This window comes from Streptomyces sp. NPDC003393 (assembly GCF_053589015.1).
In genome coordinates this window covers 1-18,289 of sequence record NZ_JBSFRB010000023.1, presented here as the reverse complement: position 1 = coordinate 18,289, position 18,289 = coordinate 1, and the positions used below count along the sequence as shown (strand labels likewise).

Sequence of the window (18,289 nt, the reverse complement as noted above, 5' to 3'; positions counted from 1 at the left end):
GGGCGGCGGATCATCCGGCGTCGCTGACGGTCCTCTCATAGACGTCCGCCTCGAACTCCTCCAGCAGGCGTTCGCACTCGGCGACCTTCTGCCGGGCCAGTTCCCTGCCGTCGGCGTCCATCCAGTCCCGGGACTCGACCTTGCGCAGCCAGCGCTTGAGCTTCTCCAGGTCCTGGCGGATCTCCTCCGCCTCCTCGAAGGTGTAGTTGCCGCGGAAGCGCTCGAACTCGATCTCCTTGAAGAACTTCGTCTCGCACTCCTCGACGATCTCCGCGTACTCCTTCGCCGACTGACCGCGCAACCCCTCGACGAACTGGACGCGGGCGTCCTCCTCGACGTCGGTGAGGGTCAGGAAGACGCTGGAGCCGCCCAGCTCGTCGATGCGTTCGCGGACCCGGGTCAGCTTCTCCCGCAGATCCCCGCGATCGGGCAGCACACACACCGCTTGCTGCACATAGAAGCAGCCGAGCCGCTTCAGCTGCCGCCACACCGCCACACGCGCCCCCGAGGACTCGCTGGGGACTCGGTAGATCAACAGCAGCCAGGGGCCCTGCATGGGATCGTCGGCGGTCGGCTCGGTGCGGGTGTCGGTTGCCATGCCGCAAGGCTAATCTCCCGCCTCGGCCACTGGCCCACCGGTCAGGTCCGGCCGCTTGTCCAAGGCCGCGCACAGGGCACTCACGGCCTCCGCCCAGTCGGCGACGATGCCGATGTCGCACTGGTCGAAGACCGGCGCGGCAGCGTCGTGGTTGACGGCCAGCACGGTCGTCGCGCGCTCCACGCCACTCATGTGACGGGTACTGCCGGAGATGCCCAGTGCCAGGTACAGCTCGGGGGCGATGGCGCGTGCGGTGATGCCCAGTTGCCGTGAGTGCGCAAGCCGGCCGGCGTCGGTCACCTTGCGCGTGGCGGCCAGTTCCGCGCCCAGCAGCAGCCGCAGGGGTTCCAGCTCGGCGTAGCGGCCGGGGTCCACGCCCTGTCCCACCCCGATGACGACCCGGGCCCGTTCCAGGGCGTCGTAGTCCCCGTCCGGTTCGAGCGGGCCCGCCCGCAGTGCCGGGTCCGGCGGAACTTCCACACGCCGGACAGGCAGCGCCGTGTTCGTGCGGGACCGCGGGGCCCGCAGCGGCAGGCTGCCGGTGCGCAGCGTCGCGATCTGCACGGGGCCGAGGCTGTCGATCTCCGCGAAGGTGGCCTGACCCGACGGTTTGCTGCCGGTCAGACGCGGGCCGCCGGCGACGTCGGCCCGGGCCTCCACGGCCACGAGGTCGGACATCAGACCGCTGTCCAGTCGCGCGGCCAGCCGTCCCAGTACCTCGCGTTCCCACGAGCGTGCCGCGCCCAGCAGGGCCGACGGCCGGCCGTGGGCCGTGATCCAGGAGTGCAGCGCGGCCGCGGCCGGCCGTGCCGCCTCCCCGCCGAGCACCAGCAGCTCGTCGGCCCCCCACGAGGCGAACGCGCCGGTGTCGGTGTCCGGCTGGACGACGGCGGTGACCTGAGCGCCGAGGCGTGCGGCCACGGCCGCGGCCTCACCGAGCAGAGCCCGTGGTTCGGCCGTCCCGGCGGGACCGGTCAGGGCCAGGACCCGGCCATGAGGAGAGCGAGGACGCGCCGGCACGGCCGGCACCGGACGTGGCGGGGCGGGGTTCCCTTCCGTCCGGGACTGCCACAGGTCCAGCGCTCGCTCGACCTGCTCGTCGATGGTGCCGGACAGCAACACCGGGGTGCGCGACCGGGCCTGGCGGCGGAAGCCCGTCACCCGGGTCGGGCTGCGCTCGGGGCCGCGGTGCCCGAGGTCCGCTCGGGTCAGCGTGCGCACCCGGTCGGTGCCGGGCCAGGTGTCGGCGGGCGCCTTGGCCGGCCGGCAGGAGCGCTCGGCGACGGCGACCACGGCAGGCAGCGCCACCTGGACGCTGCGCAGTCCCTCGTCGGACTGCAGCGTGGTGCGCAGCACGCGGGTGCCGTCCTCCTCGGCCACGTCGATGTCCAGGGCCGCCCCGACGAAGGGCAGTCCGAGCAGCTCGGCCACCATGGGGCCGACGGCCGTCGTGTTGCCGTCGACGGAACTGAGCCCGACAAGCACCACCTCGGCATCGGTGTGGGCGTCCACGGCGGCCGCCAGCGCCCGGGCCGTCACCAGGCAATCGGCTCCGGCCCATTCGGGATCCGTCAGGTGCAGCGCCTCGTCGGCGCCGCAGGCGAGGGCCTCGCGCAGGACGTCCACCGCGCGGGCGGGTCCCATCGTGACGGCGGTGCTGAGCCCGCCGGGGCCGGTGGCGAGCCGCACGGCCTGGGCCACGGCGCGCCGGCACCAGGGGTTCATCTCCGCTTCCGCGTCCGTGCGCCGGAGCCGGCCGTCGAGGCCGAGGTCTCCCGAACCGCCCTCCAGCGGCACCTGCTTGACCAGGACGACGGTGCGCACTCCGGGTGCCGCGCCCGCCGTCCCGCCGCCGACAGCGGCGGATCCGATCGGCCCGGTCATGAGACGGCCGTCCCGACGAGCAGGCCGACGCCGTAGGTCACCGCGGCGGACAGGCCGCCGAGCAGCAACTGCCGGCGCCCGCCGTACCACATCGGACGTGCCGTCAGCCGGGCTATGCCGCCGCCGGTCACGGCGAGCGCCAGCGCACTGACGACGAGCGCCGGGAGGATGCCGGTGGCGCCGAGGAAGAACGGCAGCAGCGGGACGAGGGCGCCGATGGCGAAGGCCGCGAACGACGAGGCGGCCGCCGTCCAGGGCGAGGGCAGATCGTCCGGGTCGATGCCGAGTTCCTCGCGCACGTGCACCCGCCAGGCCACCTCGGGCTGGGCGGTGATCTCGCGCGCGACCTCGGCGGCCAGTTCCGGGCGCAGCCCCTTGTCCTCGTAGATCAGGGTGAGTTCGCGCAGTTCCTCGTCGGGATGGATCTCGAGCTCGCGCCGTTCGGTCGCGATCTCGTCATGGGCCAGGTCGCGTTGGGAGGAGACGGAGGTGTACTCGCCGGTGGCCATGGAGCAGGCGCCCGCGACCAGGCCGGCCAGGCCGGTGAGGATCACCGTGTGGGCCGGGGCACCGCCGCCGACGACGCCGGCGACGAGGGAGAAGTTGGAGACGAGGCCGTCCATCACGCCGAAGGTGGCGGGGCGCAGCCAGCCGCCGGTCACGTCCCGGTGGGCGTGGTGCAGTTCGGGCAGGCGGCTGTCGACGGTCGATGACATACGTGTGCGATCCGTTCTCGTGGTGCGCGGGCATGCGACAGGGAGGGTGAAGGGCGGGGCAGGAGTACGGGCCGAGGGCCCGGGTCGGCCCGCGTCCGCCGGCTCGGGTGGGTGGGTACGCGTGCCGGCGGGCGGGCGGCGGTCGTTCAGGTCGCGCCGGCCGTCATCGCGCGGGCGCCCCGTCGGCCCGGCGCGGGGCGGGTGGTCCGCTCCTGGCGTACGGGGATGCACAGCGGTTTGCCGCTGACGGGGTGGTCCACGACCCGTGACTCCACGCCGAAGACCTGCTGGATGAGTTCGGGGGTGAGGACCTCCACGGGGGTGCCCTCGGCGACGAGCGCGCCGGAGTGCATCACGAAGATGTGGTCGGCGTACTCCGCTGCCATGTTGAAGTCGTGCAGGACCATCGCGATCGTCGTTCCGTGGTCGCGGTTGAGGTCCGCGAGCAGGTCCAGCACCTCGAGCTGGTAGGCGACGTCGAGGTAGGTGGTGGGTTCGTCCAGCAGGATGATGCCCGTCTCCTGGGCCAGGCACAGGGCGATCCAGACCCGCTGCCGCTGGCCCCCGGAGAGCTGGTCCACATGGGCGTGCCGCATGTCGGCGACGCCGGTGACCTCCATGGCCCATTCGACGGCCTCGCGGTCGGCCTCCGACGGGACCTTCAGCGACGACCGGTGGGGGTGGCGGCCGAACGCCACCAGGTCCTCGATGGTGATGCCCTCCGGCGCGGTGAGCACCTGGGGCAGGATCGCCAGCAGCCGGGCCACCTCGCGGGTGGATGTCTTCTGGATGGACTTGCCGTCCAGCACCACCTGGCCCGCGCGTGGCGGCAGCAGCCGGGCCAGTGCCCGCAGCGCGGTGCTCTTGCCGCAGCCGTTGGGCCCGATCAGCACGCTCACCTTGCCGTCCGGGACGGTCAGGCTGAGATCCTCGGCGATCACGCGGGTGTCGTAGGCGAGTCGGACGTTGTGCGCCTGCAGTCTCATCGATCGCTCCTACTTGCCCAGCTTGACCAGCAGATAGAGGAAGTACGGTCCGCCGATGACGGCGGTGACCACGCCCGCGGGGATCTCCAGGGGCGGGGCGATGCCGCGGCCGACGGTGTCGGCGAGCAGCATGAGCAGCACGCCGATCATGGCCGCCGCGGACAGCAGCACCACGTGGCGGCCTCCGACCAGGCGGCGTGCGATGTGGGGTGCGATCAGGCCGACGAACGAGATGGTCCCGGAGACGGCCACGCACACGCTCGCGAGGGCCACGGAGAGCAGGAGCAGGTGGCGGCGGGTGCGCTCGACGGGTTCGCCGAGCCCTGTGCCCAGGTCGTCGCCGAGGCCCAGCACGTCCAGCCGCCGGGCCATCATCAGTACCACCGGGACGAGCACGGCGATCCACGGCAGCGCCATCCAGACGGTGTCCATCGACCGGCCGAACAGGCTGCCGGTGAGCCAGATCAGGGAGGCGTTGACGTCCAGCGGGTACTTGACCAGCAGGTACCGGATGCATGCCTCGAAGGTGGCGCTGACGGCGATGCCGACCAGCGCCAGGCGGACCGGGGAGACCCCGCGCCGGTAGGCGAAGACGTACACCAGTCCCGCTCCGACGAGGCCGCCCACGAAGGCCGCCGGGGGGACCAGTGCGGCGGACGCGGACGGCAGGGTCAGCACGAGCAGCATGCCCGCGAAGCCGGCGCCCTTGGTGACGCCGACGATGTCGGGGGCGGCCAGCGGGTTGCGGATCACGCCCTGCATCACTCCGCCGGACACGGCCAGGCCGATGCCGACCACCCAGCACAGCAGCACCCGCGGCAGCTGGAAGTCGAGGACGACCTCGGCGGCGTCGCTGCCGCGGTGCCCGGCCAGTGCGGTGAGCACATCGGAGAACGGAATCGGAGTGGCCCCGATCGCCAGGCTGACGAAGCTGCCGATCACGGCGAGCGCCAGCAGGGAACCGACCAGGATCCAGGGTCTGCGGGCCGCGACGACGGTCCGGCGCACGGGCCGTCCCACGGCTACGTTGACGGTCATCGCGTGACTTTCTGCCGTCGGGCGAGATAGATGAAGATCGGCGCCCCCACGAGGGCTGTGACCACACCGGTGGGTACCTCGAAGGGCGGGTTCACATAGCGGGAGCCGATGTCGGCGTAGACGGTGAGGACGGCTCCGACGAGCATCGCCACCGGCAGGACGCGCAGGTGGTTGGAGCCGACGAGTCTGCGCGTGATGTGCGGGGCGATCAGTCCGATGAAGGCGATGGGGCCGGCCACCGCGACCGAGGCGCCGCACAGCACGATGACCACGGCGGCGCCCAGCGCCCGGGTGCGCTCCACGTGCTGTCCCAGACCGCGGGCCATGTCCTCGCCCAGGGCGAGGATGTTGAGCGACTTGGCCAGCGCCAGTGCGGCCAGCAGCCCGGCCGCCGTCCAGGGCAGGGCGGTGGTGATGTCGTGCCACTGGGCGAAGTTGACGCCGCCGACGAGCCAGAACAGCACGGACTGCGTGTCGTTCTCGTGGAAGATGACCAGGACCTGGGTGAGGGAGACGAGCAGGCTGCTGGCGGTCACTCCGGCGAGGGCGAGCCGGACCGGGCTGACTTTGCCCGTTCCCATGCCCGCCAGGACCATCACCGTGATGCCCGCCGCCGCCGCGCCGCCGAAGGCGAGGAGGATGGAGGGGGCGCCGGCCATCGCCGGTACGACGGTGATGGCCGCGACGACGACCACGGCGGCGCCGGCGTTGACGCCCATGATGTCGGGCGAGGCGATCGGGTTGGACGTGATCGCTTGCATCACCGCCCCGGAGACGGCGAGGTTGGCGCCGACCAGGGCGGCGAGCAGCACCCGCGGCATTCTGATGGTCCGCACGATCTGTGCGGCTGGGGAGTCCCCCGAGAACCACGCGTGCGCGACCGTGGACCAGCCGATCTGCTCACTACCGAGCGAGAGGGCCCACAGCATGCCGACGGCCAGCAGGCCCACGCCGGCGACCGTGACGGCCGCGACGACGATCCGGGGGTCCCGCCCCCGGCCGGCCGGACCGGCCGGGGGCGACTTCACTGCGACTGTCGGGGCGCTCATGAGGCGGGGAAGAGCTTGTCGATCGCCTCACGGGCGATCGTCTCGGCGGCGAGGGTGCCCCGGCCCTTGGACCAGACGTTGCCGTCGACCACGTAGGTGGCCTTGTTCTTCACGGCCGGGATCTGCTTCCACAGAGCGCTGGACTGCCACTGGTCGCTGAGGGTCCTGGGGGTGTTGCGGGCCATGAACAGGACGTCGGGGGCGGTGGTGACCATGGACTCCAGGGTCATGCTCAGGGTGGCGTCCTGGCCGTCGGTGGAGGGCACGGTCGTCAGTCCCAGGCCGCGCAGCACGGTGGGGGCGAAGGCTCGCTGGGTCTGGGCGCTGACACCCTTGTCGTAGGTGATGGCGAAAACGATCTTGCGCTTGTCACCGTTGGGGACACGGGCCTTCAGCGCGGCCATGGTCTGCTTGTGCTTGTCCAGGGCGGCCGTCATCCGGTCGCACTCGTCCACGGCCTGACCGACCACCGCCTCGCTGCTGATCACCCGGTCGTAGTCGGCGGCGTTGCTGGCGAGGGCGATGGTGGGCGCGATCTTCTGCAGCTGCGCGTAGACCGCGGCGTCCCGCTGGCTGTCGGCGATGATGAGGTCGGGCTTGAGGGACTTGATGACCTGCAGGTTCGGGGACTGCCGCAGGCCCACCGAGGTGTAGTGGCCGACGGCGTCGCGCAGCGGCTTGAGGATGCGCTCGGGCTTGCCGTCGTCGGCGATGCCGACGGGCTTGACGCCGGCGTTCACCAAAGCGTCCACGAAGGAGAATTCGAGGGCGACGACGCGCTTGGGCTTGCCGGTCACCGTGGTGGTGCCCAGGTCGTGCTTGATGGTGCGGGAGTTCTTGCCGCAGCTGGCGCTGTCCGGCCGGGCTTCGGGACGGGCGGCCTGCTCTCCGCCGCCGGCGGCGCGGTCGTCCTTGGCCGCGGATCCGGCGGTGCCGCCGCAGCCCGCGGTGAGCAGGGCGAGGGTGAGAAGGGCGCCGAGCAGGCCGGCGGATCCTCGGGGCAGGCGTGGTCTGAGGACGCGGGACATCGGGGCTCCAGGGGTGTGGGACGGGAACGGGGACGGGGATCGCGGTGCCGTCGCCGGGCGTCAGCCCGCCTGAACGGCTGCGTGCGGAGCGGGAGGTGACGATTCGCCCCACGCAGGACGCGTGGGTGCGGCGGGGCCGTCGTAGAGGTTCCAGGGCGCCTGGACGTACGCGTTCTCGCACGGCAGCCCCGCGGTCAGCAGGTACTCGCCGGTGCTGAGGTCCACCAGGCTGGAGACCACCGTCTGGTAGCGGTCGGCCTCGTGACGTCGCGGGTCGGCGTGCTGGCACACCGAGTTGGGGTGTGCGAAGTGGTCGCTCATCACGTCGCGCACGTGGGCCCGCAGCTCGGAGCCGGTGGTGATGGTCCGGGCGGCGCGCAGGCCGTCGGTGACGCGGGGGACACGGAACAGCGAGTCGACGGAGAAGGGCCGGTACGTCTGCTCGATCTGCGGCGGGACGAAGGCCTGGAAGTGGTTGCCGTGGACCAGGAGTCCGTCGGTGGGGTACATCCAGCCGTGCCGGCCCGGCGTGGTCTCCAGGTCGATCGCGAAGCCGTCCCGGTGGGTGATGAGGAGGTTGCTGGGTGCGGACTGGGTGACCTCGAACGCGGCCCGCAGCGCGTCGTACATGTCCCAGGACTGAAGGATCTTGCGGCGGACGAAGGTGCCGGGCACACTGAGCCCGGCGTCGAACCCACCACCGAGGCCGTTGGCGTTGAGGGCGAGACCGGCGGAGTTGGCGCCGTGCCGGCCGACCTGGCCGGCCTCCGTCTGGCAGATGAAGGTCGGCCGGCCGGGCTGCTGGACGCGTAGGACGACGACGGTGTCCGCGACTTGCTCGCGCCAGTCCCAGTTCTGTCCGCACAGCACATGGCCGATGCCGTTGGCCTGCGGCAGCAGTGCGAACGACGTGCAGCCCTCGTCGGCCTTGTCGTCGAAGGGGTTGGACTGGCTGAGTTCGAAGCGGGCGTTGAGGGCGAGGATCTCCTCGAAGTCCCGTTCGGCGCCCTCCGCGATGCCGCGGATCTCCTCGAGGATGCCGGGGAGGTAGTCGTCGACGAGGGGCACCCAGGCGCGGGCCCGGGAGGTGGCCTCCTCCCACCGCAGGTGGGCGGTGCGTTGGAACAGTTCCGCGTAGAAGTCGATGGAGCGCGCTATCAGTCGGCGAGCGGCCGCGCCGTACTGCCGGCCGCGTTCTCGGGGGTCGGCACTCGTCAGGTCGATGAAGAGGAGTTGCTCGGGCATGAGAACTTCCTGGGGCGGTTGAGGGCGCTGTCTGCCGCCGGTTCGGGTGCGGGACGGGCCGGATCCAGCGGGATCCGGCCACGCCGGGTGGTGGCACCGTAGTAACCGCTACAACGGCAGTCAATAGATGTAGTGAAATCCGTCAGAACACTCTGAAGCATCCACAACACTCGTTGTCAATCTCTGTAGTGGACGCTACCTTCGAGGACGTGCCTGGCCGCTGGAAGCCTTTGCGCACCTCATGCCCGGTGCCCCGCCCGGCCCTGGCCGGCGCCGCACCCCGATCGAAGGGGAAGTCACACTGTGAAAGACACTGCGCACACGGTCCTGGAGCTCTTGCCCGGGGACGTCGCCTACGCGGACGTACGCGTCGTCGACCGCACCCACGAACTGGTCCTCGTCGAGCACAACGGCCCCGGTGACATCATGCGGGAGAGCTCACTCGGCGTCGGCGTGCGAGTCGTCGTCGGCGGACACTGGGGATTCGCGGCCACGCACCGCCTGGACCACAAGGGTCTGAGCGCCGCCGTCACCGAGGCGGTCGCGCAGGCCCGTGCCGCGGGCGGCGGGGCGAAGATCCCGCTCGGTCAGCCGGTCACCACCCGCGCGCGGTGGTCCTCGCCGATGGCCGTCGACCCGTTCAAGGTGTCGCTCTCCACCAAACTCGACCTGCTGGCCGCGGCGGTCGCCGAAGCCCGCACCGCAGGACCACTGGTCCGGCAGATCGAGGCGTCGATGGACTTCTTCCGTGACGACAAGGTCTTCGCCAACACCGAGGGCGCGCTGATCGAACAGACCATCACCGAGAGCGGCGGCGGACTGATGGTGGTCGCCTCCGACGGCGACGACGTCCAGCGCCGCTCGTTCCCCCAGGCGGTGCCCCGTTCCATCCGCGGACAGCGCGGCCACTTCGCCACCGCCGGCTACGAGCACATCCCCGCCCTGCGGCTGGCCGAGGAGGCCGCGCGGGTCGGAGCGGAAGCCGTCGCGCTGCTGTCGGCGCCCCCCTGCCCCGACGACACCACGACCCTGGTCGTCACGGGCGCCCAGCTCGCCATGGTGCTGCACGAGTGCGCGGGCCATCCGATGGAGGCCGACCGCGCCCTCGGCTCCGAGGTGAGCCTCGCCGGGGGCACCTACGCCTCACCCGAACGCCGCGGCACCTTCCGCTTCGGCTCCCCCCTCGTCTCCGTCCATGCCGACGCCACCATCCCGGGGGCGCTGGGCAGTTACGCGTACGACGACGAGGGCGTCGCCGCCCAGCGCACCGAACTGGTCAGGAACGGCATCTTCACCGGCTATCTCTCCGGCCGCGAGTCGGCCGCCGCCCTCGGCCAGGAGTCCTCGGGGGCGGCCCGCGCCGACGGCTGGCAACGCATCCCGCTGGTCCGGATGACCAACCTCTGCCTGGAGCCGGGGGACTCCTCGCTCGCCGAGATGATCGCCACCACCAAACGCGGCGTCCTGATGGACATGACCAAGAGCGTCTCCATCGACGACCAGCGCCTGTCCTTCCGGCTGGGCGCCGAGGCCGGCTGGGAGATCCGCGACGGACGGCTGGGACGCCTGCTGAAGAACTGCACGTACTCCGGTGTCACACCGCGGTTCTGGGCCGGCTGCGACGCCCTCGGCAACCGGGACGAGTTCCAGATCCACGGCATCCCCTCGTGCAACAAGGGCGAGCCCCTCCAGGTGGCCCACATCGGGCACGGCACGGTTCCCGCCCGCTTCCGCAACGTTCAGATAGGCACCCGATGAGCATAGAAGCCCGTCAAGTCCGCACCGCACTCGGCATCCTGGGCCAAGGCGCCCACCTCGACCTCGCCCACGAGCGCACCGGACTGCTCCGCTACGCCCGGTCGCGGGTCACCGCCCAGCACAGTGAGGAACGCCTGCGGGTGCGCGTGCGGCTGACCCGGCAGGGCAGAACCGCCCTCGGCACCCTGGAGAGCCTCGATCCCGCCGCGGTCGAAGCCCTGGCCGCACAGCTCGACGCCGCACTCGCCCTGCTGCCGGCCGCGAACGGCGCGCGACCGACGCGGCCCGCCACCGTCGCCGCCGCCCGGCCCGAGGTCGGCGTCTCCACCCTCGGCGCGGGCCCGGCCGAGCGCCACGCCTGGTTCAGCACGGTCAGGGACGGCCTGGACGGCGCCGCGCTGCTCGGCGGCTCGATCCGGCACGACGTGGTGCACCGGGTGGTCGCCGACCACGACGGCCTCTACCGCGAGGAGACCCTGACCAAGGCGTGCCTGCAGGCGATCGCCGAACGCGGGGACAGGTCCTCCAGCGTCCGCCTCGTCCACCGGGACGCCGCCCGCATCGACCCCACCGACGTCGCCCGCCGGCTTCTCGACGACCTGGCCGACCTGCCGGAACAAAAGCCCGTGCAGGGCACGTTCCGGGTCCTGCTCAGGCCCCAGGCGGTCATCACCCTGCTGGCGACCTACGGTTACGTGGCCCTGGGAGCCGCCGGCTACGCCGAGGACCGTACCGCCGTGGCCGGGCGCATGGGCAGCAGGGTCACCAGCGAACTCCTCACCCTCACCGACGACGGCACCGACCCCGCGGGCCTCGCCAGCGGCTTCGACCCGGAGGGCACGCCGCGCCGGGCCACCCGGCTGATCGACCACGGCGTGCTCACCGGGGTCGTGTCGGACCTCGGACGCGCGGCCGTCACCGGCGGCGTGTCCACCGGCCACGCGGTTCCGGCGGGCTGGCGCTTCGGCGCCGACCCCTCGCCCTCCCATCTGCTGCTGGACGGCGGCGACCGCACCGAGCGGGAGCTGGCCGGCCTCTGCGGCGAGGGACTGGTCATCAGCCGTCTCGACTACCTGCGCATCCTCCACCCCAAGGACACCCTCGTCACGGGCACGACGCGGGACGCGACGTACTGGATCCGCGACGGTGAACCGGTGGCGTGGCAGCCGTCGGTGCGCCTGACCTTCCGCATGGACGAAGTGCTCGACGCCGTCCTGGCCGTGGGCAGTCGTCGCGAGCGGGGCGAGGCGGTGTTCATGGAGAGCGTCGTCGCGCCCGCCCTGCTCGTGGACGCCGGCCCGATCAGACTCTGAACCGGAAGGCGGCGGGCTCCGCGTGACGAGAGGCCCGCGTCCGGCCGCCGGACCCGCGCGCTACGGTTGCGCCGCGCACCCGGCGGCACGCGACACCGCCGCGCTCCCGTCCTCCGGCGACGGGACCGAGCACTCCCGGGCGCGGTCGCCGGAGACTCGCCGGTTCCCCGTAAAGCGGCGACGCGGGCGGTCCGGAAGGGACCGGCGCCCGCGGTCGCCGTCGCTGTCAGAACGGAGGCTTGGCCCATGCGTGAGATCCCCCTGTCCGGCGGCCCGGTCCAGGTCCGCGGCGCGCTCGATCTGGAGCGCCGCCCCGGTGGCGGACTGCTTCCGCGCCGGCTGCCGGCCTGGACGCGCGAGCAGTATCCGGACGCGTTCATGGACTTCGTCGCGGCGATGCCGGCCGGCGTGCGGTTGGCCTTCCGTACCGCGGCCCGGACCCTGGAGCTCGATGTGCTCACCACGGTGCGGCACTTCGACGGCACCGACTCGCCCACGGACGCGGGTGTGTTCGACCTGGTGGTGGACGGCCGGCTCACGGAGCGGGCGACCGCGCCCGTGGGCCGGGTGCTGCGGCTGGCCCATGCGCGCGCCCGGCCGCGGGAGGTCGCCGGCGAGCCGGGCACCGTCCGGTTCCGGGCGCTGCCCGCGGGCGTGAAGGAGGTCGAGATGTGGCTGCCCCAGCAGACCCCGTGCGCGTTGCTCGCCCTGCGCGCCGACGCGCAGGTGGAACCGCCCGCGCCGTCCGGTCAGCGCCGCTGGGTCCACCACGGCAGTTCGATCAGTCACTGCACGCAGGCCGACGGCCCCACCGGCACCTGGCCGGCGGTGGCGGCGGCCCTGGGCTCGCTGGAGCCGGTGAACCTGGGACTGGCGGGCAACGGGATGCTGGACCCCTTCGTCGCCCGTACGGTCCGGGACCTGCCGGCCGATCTGATCAGTCTGGAACTGGGGGTGAACCCGGTGCTGAAGTCGGCACTCAAGCCGCGCACCTTCGGACCCGCCGTGCACGGCTTCCTCGACACCGTGCGGGACGGGCACCCGGACACTCCGCTCCTGGTGGTGTCGCCCGTGTTCTGCCCGCGCCTGGAGGCCACGGACGCGGCCACCGCCACGGCCCCGGGCGCGGGCTCGGGCTCGGGCTCGGGCTCGGGCTGCAGCGCGGACCCGGGCCCGTTCGGGGACTTCCGCCCGCGCGGCCACCCGGACCGTCTCGATACGGAAGCGGCTGATCCGTGGAAGGAGCCCGGCGATCCCGGAGAGGCCTCGCTCGCCCCGCTGACCCTGCCCGTGGTCCGCGAGGCGCTGGAGCGGATCGTGCTCCAACGCCGCCGCGGCGACCCCCGCCTGCACTACCTCGACGGGCGCGAGCTGTTCGGCCCGAAGGACGCGGCGGACATGCCGGACGGGGTCCATCCGAACGCCGCCGGTTACCGGACCATCGGCCGGCGCTTCGCCGGACGGGTGCTGGGCGGCGGCGGGGCGTTCGCCTGACGCGAGCCGGGCAGCGGCGAGGCGCTCGCCCGACGCGAGCCGGGCGGGAGCCGGGCGCTCGCCCGGCGCACGCCCCGTTCAGGCGCTGCCGCCGGTCAGTACGTCGGCGAAGAACCGCTGTACGTGCGGGAGTGCCGCCGAACCGCTGTGTCCCATCCCGGGTATCAGCTCGAAACGGACCGTGATGCCGTGGCGCTCCCAGTTGTCGCGCAGGGCCGTCATGCGCTCGACGCGGGTGTCGCCGCCGGCGTCCAGGCCGGGTTCGGCGATCTCCCATGTCTCGGTGTCGGCGTCGCCGACGAGCATCTGCACGGGCACGGTGCGCAGGACGTCCAGGTCGACCTCCCGGCCGAACCGCTCGGCGACGTCAGCGGTGCCGAGCCACCACGGGACGTCCGGGTTGATCCGGGTGACCCGGCCGGGCGCGCCGACGGACAGCGCGGCCAGCCGCTCGGGGTGCAGATAGGCGAACCGGTGTGCGAACTGTCCGCCGCCGGAGAAGCCGTGCAGCAGGAACCGCTCGGTGTCGACGGTGTAGCGTCCGCCGATCTGCTCGACGATGTCCAGCAGCACCTCGTCGTAGCGGATCCCCTGGTGCAGCAGCCGCTTGTAGCCGTGCAGATCCTCCGGGTCGGCGATCCCCGCCGGGAAGAGCGGCGCGAGCACGACGCAGCCGTGGGTCTCGGCGAAGTCGCGGAACATCGTGCGGTATCGCTCCGCCGTGCGGTTGGTGCCGTGCACGACCACGACCAGCGGCAGCGGCTCGGTCGCCCGCTGGTGTGCGGTCGGCACGTACAGGCAGTACGAGAAGCGCTGGTCACTCTGCGAGGCGAAGAACGCCGTCACGCCCGAGTGGAAGAACTCGGTCGGGTGCAGGATCCGGGCGCCCGCCGTGGCGGGCTGTGATGTCTTCAACGGTTTCCCTTTCACCGCGGGTTGCCACGACCCCTATCTGTAGCATATGTATCAACTAGCCGACCAGATCGTAGTGACTACTACAGACGAGGGTTTCGGGACACCCGCCCCTCCGACGACCGCGACCTGATGGCACGTCACATTCGCTGGAAGGAAAGGCAGCTAGTGAAAATCCTGGTCCTGCCCGGTGACGGCATAGGCCCCGAGATCACCGCGGCGACACTCGACGTGCTCGACGGCGTCGACCGACGGCTCGGGCTCGGCCTGAGCTACGAGACCCGCGACATCGGGCTCGCCTCGCTGGCGGCCTGCGGCACCACGCTCCCCGACACCGTGCTCGCGCGCGTGCCCGAGGCGGACGGCGTACTGCTCGGCCCCGTGTCGCACTACGAGTACCCCGCGCGCGCCGAGGGCGGGATCAACCCGTCGGCCGAACTGCGCACCGCCTTCGAGCTGTTCGCGAACGTCCGCCCCTGCCGCTCACGACCGGGACTGAGCGTTCTGCGTACCCCCATGGACCTCGTCATCGTGCGGGAGAACACCGAGGGCTTCTACTCCGACCGCAACATGCACGCCGGCTGCGGTGAGTTCATGCCGGACGCGGACCTCGCCCTGTCGGTACGCAGGATCAGCGCCCGGGCCTGCGCGAGAGTCGCCCGGGCCGCCTTCGAACTGGCCCGGGGCCGACGCAGGAAGGTCACGGCCGTCCACAAGGCCAACGTGCTCAAGCTCTCCGACGGGCTGTTCCTGCGCGAGGTGCGCAGGGTCGCGGCCGACTTCCCCGACGTCGAACTCGAGGAACTCATCGTGGACGCGACCGCCGCACTGCTGATCCGCAGCCCCGAGCGGTTCGACGTCCTGGTCACCACCAACATGTTCGGCGACATCCTCTCGGACGAGGCCTCGGAGCTGTCCGGCAGCCTGGGACTGGCCGGATCCGTCAATGCCGGCGACACCGTCTGCGTCGCCCAGGCCCAGCACGGCTCCGCCCCCGACATAGCCGGCCAGGGCGTCGCCAATCCCACGTCCCTGATCCTCTCCGCCGCCATGCTGCTGGACTGGCGCGGCGGCCGGGACGGCGACGACGGGCTCCGGCGTGCCGCCGCACTGATCGGCACGGCGGTCGACACCGTCCTGGCCGACCCCGCCACCCGTACCCGCGACATCGGTGGCCGCCTGGGCACCTCCGCGTTCGCGACAGCCGTACGCGACGCCGTCGACAACACCATGGAGGTCCCCTCGTGATCGCCTCGACCGACCCGGCCACGGGCCTCGAACTCGCCCGCTTCGTCCCGTCGTCGGACCGGGAGGTGGAGGCAGTGCTGACCGGGGCCGTGGCGGCCCAGGCGGCCTGGCGTCGCCGGGACGTCACGGAGCGCGCGTCGCTGCTGCGGCGGCTCGCCGACGTGCTGCGCGAGGGCAGGGACGGCTTCGCCCGGCTGATCACCGCGGAGATGGGCAAGCCGATCAGGGAGGCGGAGGCCGAGATCGACAAATGCGCGGCGACCTGCGCCTACTACGCCGAGCACGCCCCCGCGCAACTGGCCGACAGGCCCGTGGACTCGGACGCGGCCGAGAGCGCCGTGGTGTGCGAGCCGCTGGGCGTGGTGCTGGCCGTGATGCCGTGGAACTACCCGTTCTGGCAGTTCGTCCGCTGTGCCGCGCCGGCCCTCGCCGCCGGCAACGCGGTGGTGCTCAAGCACGCCGACAACGTGCCGCAGTGCGCCCTGGCCGTCCTGTCGGCCGTGCGGGAGGCGGGCGCGCCCGAGGGCCTGTGCGGCGCCCTGCTGATCGAGGTCGAGCGGGTGGCGGACGTCATCGCCGACCCGCGCATCGCCGCAGTCAGCCTGACCGGCTCGCCCCGGGCCGGCGCCGCCGTCGCCGCCCGGGCGGCGGCGGCGCTCAAGAAGCAGGTGCTGGAACTCGGCGGTTCCGACCCGTTCGTGGTGCTCGCCGACGCGGACGTGGCACGGGCGGCCGCCACCGCGGTCGCCTCCCGGTTCGTCAACGCCGGACAGAGCTGCGTCAACGCCAAGCGTTTCATCGTCGAGGAGTCCGTCGCCGACGAGTTCGTCGCCGCGTTCACCCGCGGCGCGCGGGCACTGGTCGTGGGGCCTCCGGCGGAGCGCCGCACCACGATCGGGCCGCTGGCCCGCGCCGACCTGCGCGACACCCTCCACGGCCAGGTCGTACGCAGCGTCGCCGCGGGCGCGGAACTCAAGCTGGGCGGCGAACCCGCCCACGGTCCCGGCTGGTTCTACCCGCCGACCGTCCTCGACCGCGTCACCCCCGGCATGCCGGCCTTCGACGAGGAGACCTTCGGCCCCGTCGCCGCCGTCACGCGGGCACGGGACGCCGAGGAGGCGATCGCCCTGGCCAACCACACGGAGTACGGGCTCGCCGCCACCTTGTGGACCGGTGACCTGGAACGCGCTCGTACCCTGGTGCGTCGGCTGGACGCGGGCGCCGTCTTCGTGAACGGCATGGTCGCCTCCGACGCGCGGCTGCCCTTCGGCGGCATCAAGAAGTCCGGCTACGGCCGCGAGCTGGGGCTCGAGGGGATCCGCGAGTTCGTCAACGTCAAGACCGTCTGGGTCGGTCCCGCCGCGGCGGACCGGCCCGCGCCGAACGGAGTGTCTCCTCGATGACCGCCGAACCCCCGTCCGCCCCGACCGCGGACCACGCACCGGCCGCCCCCTGCGGCTCCTTCCCGCCGGCCGTCCTGCGCCCCGCCGAACTCCCCGCCTTCCGGCGCGGCGGCGGAGCCAGCACCACCCCCCTGGTCACCGCGGCGGTCGGCGCGCAGGTCTTCCTGAACGGCATCACCCTGTTCGAACCCGGCGCGGGAATCCCGCTGCACACCCACAACTGCGCGGAGAGCGTGGTGGTCCTCGAGGGCGACGCGGTGGTGGAGATCAACGGCACCGAGCACCGGCTGTCCCCGTACGACACCACCTACGTCGCCGCCGGTACGCCGCACCGCTTCCGCAACGCCTCGACGGAGGCACCGATGCGGATCCTGTGGACCTATGCCTCGGTGGACGCGACGCGAACCCTCGTGGCGACGGGAGCCACCGCCCGCGTCGACGCCGAGCACGTGCGGCCCGCGGCCGAGCACACCCGCCCCGCCGAGCCGGAGAACCGGGCAGGAGGACGACCGTGATCACCGAGGTCGCCCGGATCGACGTCCGGCCCGGCAGCGAGGAGGCGTTCGAGCAGGCGGTCGCCCAGGCCCTGCCCGTGTTTCTCGAGGCGCCGGGCTGCCACGGGGTCGAACTGCACCGCGTCGTCGAGCATCCGCGACGCTACCGGCTCGTCGTGCGCTGGGAGAGCGTCGAGCACCACACCCTGACGTTCCGGGCCTCCGACGGCTTCCGCCGCTGGCGGGCCCTGGCGGGCCCTCACTTCGCGGCGCCGCCCGAGGTCGAGCACACCCGCGCGGTCCTGTCCGGGTGACGACGCCGGACCCGAACCGCTCCCCCGCCCCGGGCACCGTCCGTGGCCCGCCGTGGCGCCGCTCTATGCGGCCGCACCGGAGGACCCGCCAGGACGGATGTCGTACGAGATGCGTCCGGCGGGCAGGTAGAACAGGGCGATCAGCGCGCCTCCCCGCACCTCGGGGTAGTGGTGGCTGCCCGGGGCGGGCGCGGTCCAGCCCGGTCCCTGCCAGCCGTTCGGCCCCACCAGCTCGGCTCCGGGGTCGACGGGGACGACGAGGTTCAGTTCGCCGTACGGGTGCGCGTGGTACTGGCCCCGGTAGCGCTCGACGCTGTTCATGTAGACGGCGGTGATGCTGAAGTAGTGGGTCTCCGCCGTGGGTTCGGCTATGAGTCCGCGGCGGTAGCGGGATCCGTCCACCTCGATGTTCGCCGCCCAGCCCTCCTCCAGGACACCGGCCCTGATCAGGCGCGCGAGGTCCTGGTAGAGCTCGCTGTCGGGGCCGTAGGTGGTGTTGAGCCAGCTCTCCAGGTCGTTGCCGGCCGTACGGTTCCTCACCTCGGCAAGGAACGGGATGCTGCGCTCGATCAGTGCCTTGCGGCTGTCCTCGCTCATGCGCGGAGTCCTCTCGTGTCACCTCTGGGTCCGTCACCGAAACGATGCCTCAGCATTTCGTTACAGTCAACAGCTGTAACGATAGACGCCGACCGATGTCCGCACCCGTCGAGGTGCGACGGGGCGGCGCCGGGCGCGGCCCGGGGCCGCGCCCGCCCGGCAGATCCCGCAGCCCCCTCAGAGCGGCGGGGGGGGGGGGGGGCGCGCCCCCC

Annotated in this window: 17 protein-coding genes; 7 read left to right on the top strand and 10 right to left on the bottom strand. The window is 72.5% G+C overall.

The annotated features are described in order from the left end of the window. Positions 1-10 precede the first annotated feature (10 nt). The 8 genes from ACWDUZ_RS22050 to ACWDUZ_RS22015 all read right to left on the bottom strand — a co-directional run bounded on the left by ACWDUZ_RS22050 (position 11) and on the right by ACWDUZ_RS22015 (position 8,544). The gene (locus ACWDUZ_RS22050; protein ID WP_451633496.1) at positions 11-598 is read right to left on the bottom strand and encodes a Chromate resistance protein ChrB; all 588 of its coding nucleotides are present in this window, start codon (positions 596-598) and stop codon (positions 11-13) included. Between the two features lie 9 nt (positions 599-607). After that, entirely contained in the window at positions 608-2,482 is a 1,875-nt protein-coding gene (locus ACWDUZ_RS22045) for an FAD-binding protein (RefSeq protein WP_451633495.1), read from the bottom strand. Next, positions 2,479-3,198 (bottom strand): VIT1/CCC1 transporter family protein, encoded by a 720-nt coding sequence (locus tag ACWDUZ_RS22040; protein ID WP_451633494.1) that lies wholly within the window; start codon positions 3,196-3,198, stop codon positions 2,479-2,481. The genes ACWDUZ_RS22045 and ACWDUZ_RS22040 overlap by 4 nt, the downstream gene beginning before the upstream one ends. A gap of 146 nt (positions 3,199-3,344) precedes the next feature. Further along, complete coding sequence (locus ACWDUZ_RS22035; protein WP_451633493.1) at positions 3,345-4,184, bottom strand: ABC transporter ATP-binding protein; 840 nt, start codon at positions 4,182-4,184, stop codon at positions 3,345-3,347. A gap of 9 nt (positions 4,185-4,193) precedes the next feature. Beyond that, on the bottom strand, positions 4,194-5,222 hold the full coding sequence (locus ACWDUZ_RS22030) for a FecCD family ABC transporter permease (protein WP_451633492.1): 1,029 nt from the start codon (positions 5,220-5,222) through the stop codon (positions 4,194-4,196). Next, positions 5,219-6,271 (bottom strand): FecCD family ABC transporter permease, encoded by a 1,053-nt coding sequence (locus tag ACWDUZ_RS22025; protein ID WP_451633491.1) that lies wholly within the window; start codon positions 6,269-6,271, stop codon positions 5,219-5,221. The genes ACWDUZ_RS22030 and ACWDUZ_RS22025 overlap by 4 nt, the downstream gene beginning before the upstream one ends. Continuing rightward, positions 6,268-7,299, bottom strand: coding sequence for an ABC transporter substrate-binding protein (locus ACWDUZ_RS22020; protein WP_451633490.1), 1,032 nt, complete (start codon positions 7,297-7,299; stop codon positions 6,268-6,270). Before ACWDUZ_RS22020 ends, ACWDUZ_RS22025 begins: the two co-directional genes overlap by 4 nt. Before the next feature lie 60 nt (positions 7,300-7,359). After that, positions 7,360-8,544: a C45 family autoproteolytic acyltransferase/hydolase gene (locus tag ACWDUZ_RS22015; RefSeq protein ID WP_451633489.1), complete on the bottom strand. Its 1,185-nt coding sequence runs from the start codon at positions 8,542-8,544 to the stop codon at positions 7,360-7,362. A 303-nt stretch (positions 8,545-8,847) separates the two neighbouring features. Between ACWDUZ_RS22015 and ACWDUZ_RS22010 the strand changes: the two genes are divergently transcribed. From ACWDUZ_RS22010 to ACWDUZ_RS22000, 3 genes are all read left to right on the top strand, one after another. Then, positions 8,848-10,302 (top strand): TldD/PmbA family protein, encoded by a 1,455-nt coding sequence (locus ACWDUZ_RS22010; protein WP_451633488.1) that lies wholly within the window; start codon positions 8,848-8,850, stop codon positions 10,300-10,302. Next, a complete protein-coding gene (locus ACWDUZ_RS22005) occupies positions 10,299-11,615 on the top strand; it encodes a metallopeptidase TldD-related protein (RefSeq protein WP_451633487.1) in 1,317 nt (438 codons plus the stop codon). The genes ACWDUZ_RS22010 and ACWDUZ_RS22005 overlap by 4 nt, the downstream gene beginning before the upstream one ends. Positions 11,616-11,861: 246 nt before the next feature. Next, a complete protein-coding gene (locus tag ACWDUZ_RS22000; RefSeq protein WP_451633486.1) occupies positions 11,862-13,109 on the top strand; it encodes a lipase in 1,248 nt (415 codons plus the stop codon). Between the two features lie 78 nt (positions 13,110-13,187). Here the strand turns inward: ACWDUZ_RS22000 and ACWDUZ_RS21995 are convergent, their stop codons facing one another. Next, positions 13,188-14,024 (bottom strand): alpha/beta hydrolase, encoded by an 837-nt coding sequence (locus tag ACWDUZ_RS21995; protein ID WP_451633485.1) that lies wholly within the window; start codon positions 14,022-14,024, stop codon positions 13,188-13,190. A 165-nt stretch (positions 14,025-14,189) separates the two neighbouring features. Between ACWDUZ_RS21995 and ACWDUZ_RS21990 the strand changes: the two genes are divergently transcribed. The 4 genes from ACWDUZ_RS21990 to ACWDUZ_RS21975 are packed head-to-tail and all read left to right on the top strand — an operon-like array spanning position 14,190 to position 17,480. Further along, positions 14,190-15,269 carry an isocitrate/isopropylmalate dehydrogenase family protein gene (locus ACWDUZ_RS21990; protein ID WP_451633484.1) on the top strand — a complete coding sequence of 360 codons (1,080 nt, stop codon included), beginning with the start codon at positions 14,190-14,192 and terminating at the stop codon, positions 15,267-15,269. Then, positions 15,266-16,672 (top strand): NAD-dependent succinate-semialdehyde dehydrogenase, encoded by a 1,407-nt coding sequence (locus ACWDUZ_RS21985; protein ID WP_451633483.1) that lies wholly within the window; start codon positions 15,266-15,268, stop codon positions 16,670-16,672. Before ACWDUZ_RS21990 ends, ACWDUZ_RS21985 begins: the two co-directional genes overlap by 4 nt. Further along, a complete protein-coding gene (locus ACWDUZ_RS21980) occupies positions 16,669-17,187 on the top strand; it encodes a cupin domain-containing protein (protein ID WP_451633482.1) in 519 nt (172 codons plus the stop codon). The genes ACWDUZ_RS21985 and ACWDUZ_RS21980 overlap by 4 nt, the downstream gene beginning before the upstream one ends. After that, positions 17,184-17,480 carry an antibiotic biosynthesis monooxygenase family protein gene (locus ACWDUZ_RS21975; RefSeq protein ID WP_451633481.1) on the top strand — a complete coding sequence of 99 codons (297 nt, stop codon included), beginning with the start codon at positions 17,184-17,186 and terminating at the stop codon, positions 17,478-17,480. The genes ACWDUZ_RS21980 and ACWDUZ_RS21975 overlap by 4 nt, the downstream gene beginning before the upstream one ends. Before the next feature lie 63 nt (positions 17,481-17,543). Here the strand turns inward: ACWDUZ_RS21975 and ACWDUZ_RS21970 are convergent, their stop codons facing one another. Then, positions 17,544-18,077: a DUF4863 family protein gene (locus ACWDUZ_RS21970; protein ID WP_451633480.1), complete on the bottom strand. Its 534-nt coding sequence runs from the start codon at positions 18,075-18,077 to the stop codon at positions 17,544-17,546. Between the last annotated feature and the right edge of the window lie 212 nt (positions 18,078-18,289).

Bases quoted from the DNA above. Each gene is read 5' to 3' on its own strand.
- ACWDUZ_RS22050 (WP_451633496.1), bottom strand. From the start codon at position 598: ATGGCAACCGACACCCGCACCGAGCCGACCGCCGACGATCCCATGCAG.
- ACWDUZ_RS22045 (WP_451633495.1), bottom strand. From the start codon at position 2,482: ATGACCGGGCCGATCGGATCCGCCGCTGTCGGCGGCGGGACGGCGGGC.
- ACWDUZ_RS22040 (WP_451633494.1), bottom strand. From the start codon at position 3,198: ATGTCATCGACCGTCGACAGCCGCCTGCCCGAACTGCACCACGCCCAC.
- ACWDUZ_RS22035 (WP_451633493.1), bottom strand. From the start codon at position 4,184: ATGAGACTGCAGGCGCACAACGTCCGACTCGCCTACGACACCCGCGTG.
- ACWDUZ_RS22030 (WP_451633492.1), bottom strand. From the start codon at position 5,222: ATGACCGTCAACGTAGCCGTGGGACGGCCCGTGCGCCGGACCGTCGTC.
- ACWDUZ_RS22025 (WP_451633491.1), bottom strand. From the start codon at position 6,271: ATGAGCGCCCCGACAGTCGCAGTGAAGTCGCCCCCGGCCGGTCCGGCC.
- ACWDUZ_RS22020 (WP_451633490.1), bottom strand. From the start codon at position 7,299: ATGTCCCGCGTCCTCAGACCACGCCTGCCCCGAGGATCCGCCGGCCTG.
- ACWDUZ_RS22015 (WP_451633489.1), bottom strand. From the start codon at position 8,544: ATGCCCGAGCAACTCCTCTTCATCGACCTGACGAGTGCCGACCCCCGA.
- ACWDUZ_RS22005 (WP_451633487.1), top strand. From the start codon at position 10,299: ATGAGCATAGAAGCCCGTCAAGTCCGCACCGCACTCGGCATCCTGGGC.
- ACWDUZ_RS22000 (WP_451633486.1), top strand. From the start codon at position 11,862: ATGCGTGAGATCCCCCTGTCCGGCGGCCCGGTCCAGGTCCGCGGCGCG.
- ACWDUZ_RS21980 (WP_451633482.1), top strand. From the start codon at position 16,669: ATGACCGCCGAACCCCCGTCCGCCCCGACCGCGGACCACGCACCGGCC.
- ACWDUZ_RS21970 (WP_451633480.1), bottom strand. From the start codon at position 18,077: ATGAGCGAGGACAGCCGCAAGGCACTGATCGAGCGCAGCATCCCGTTC.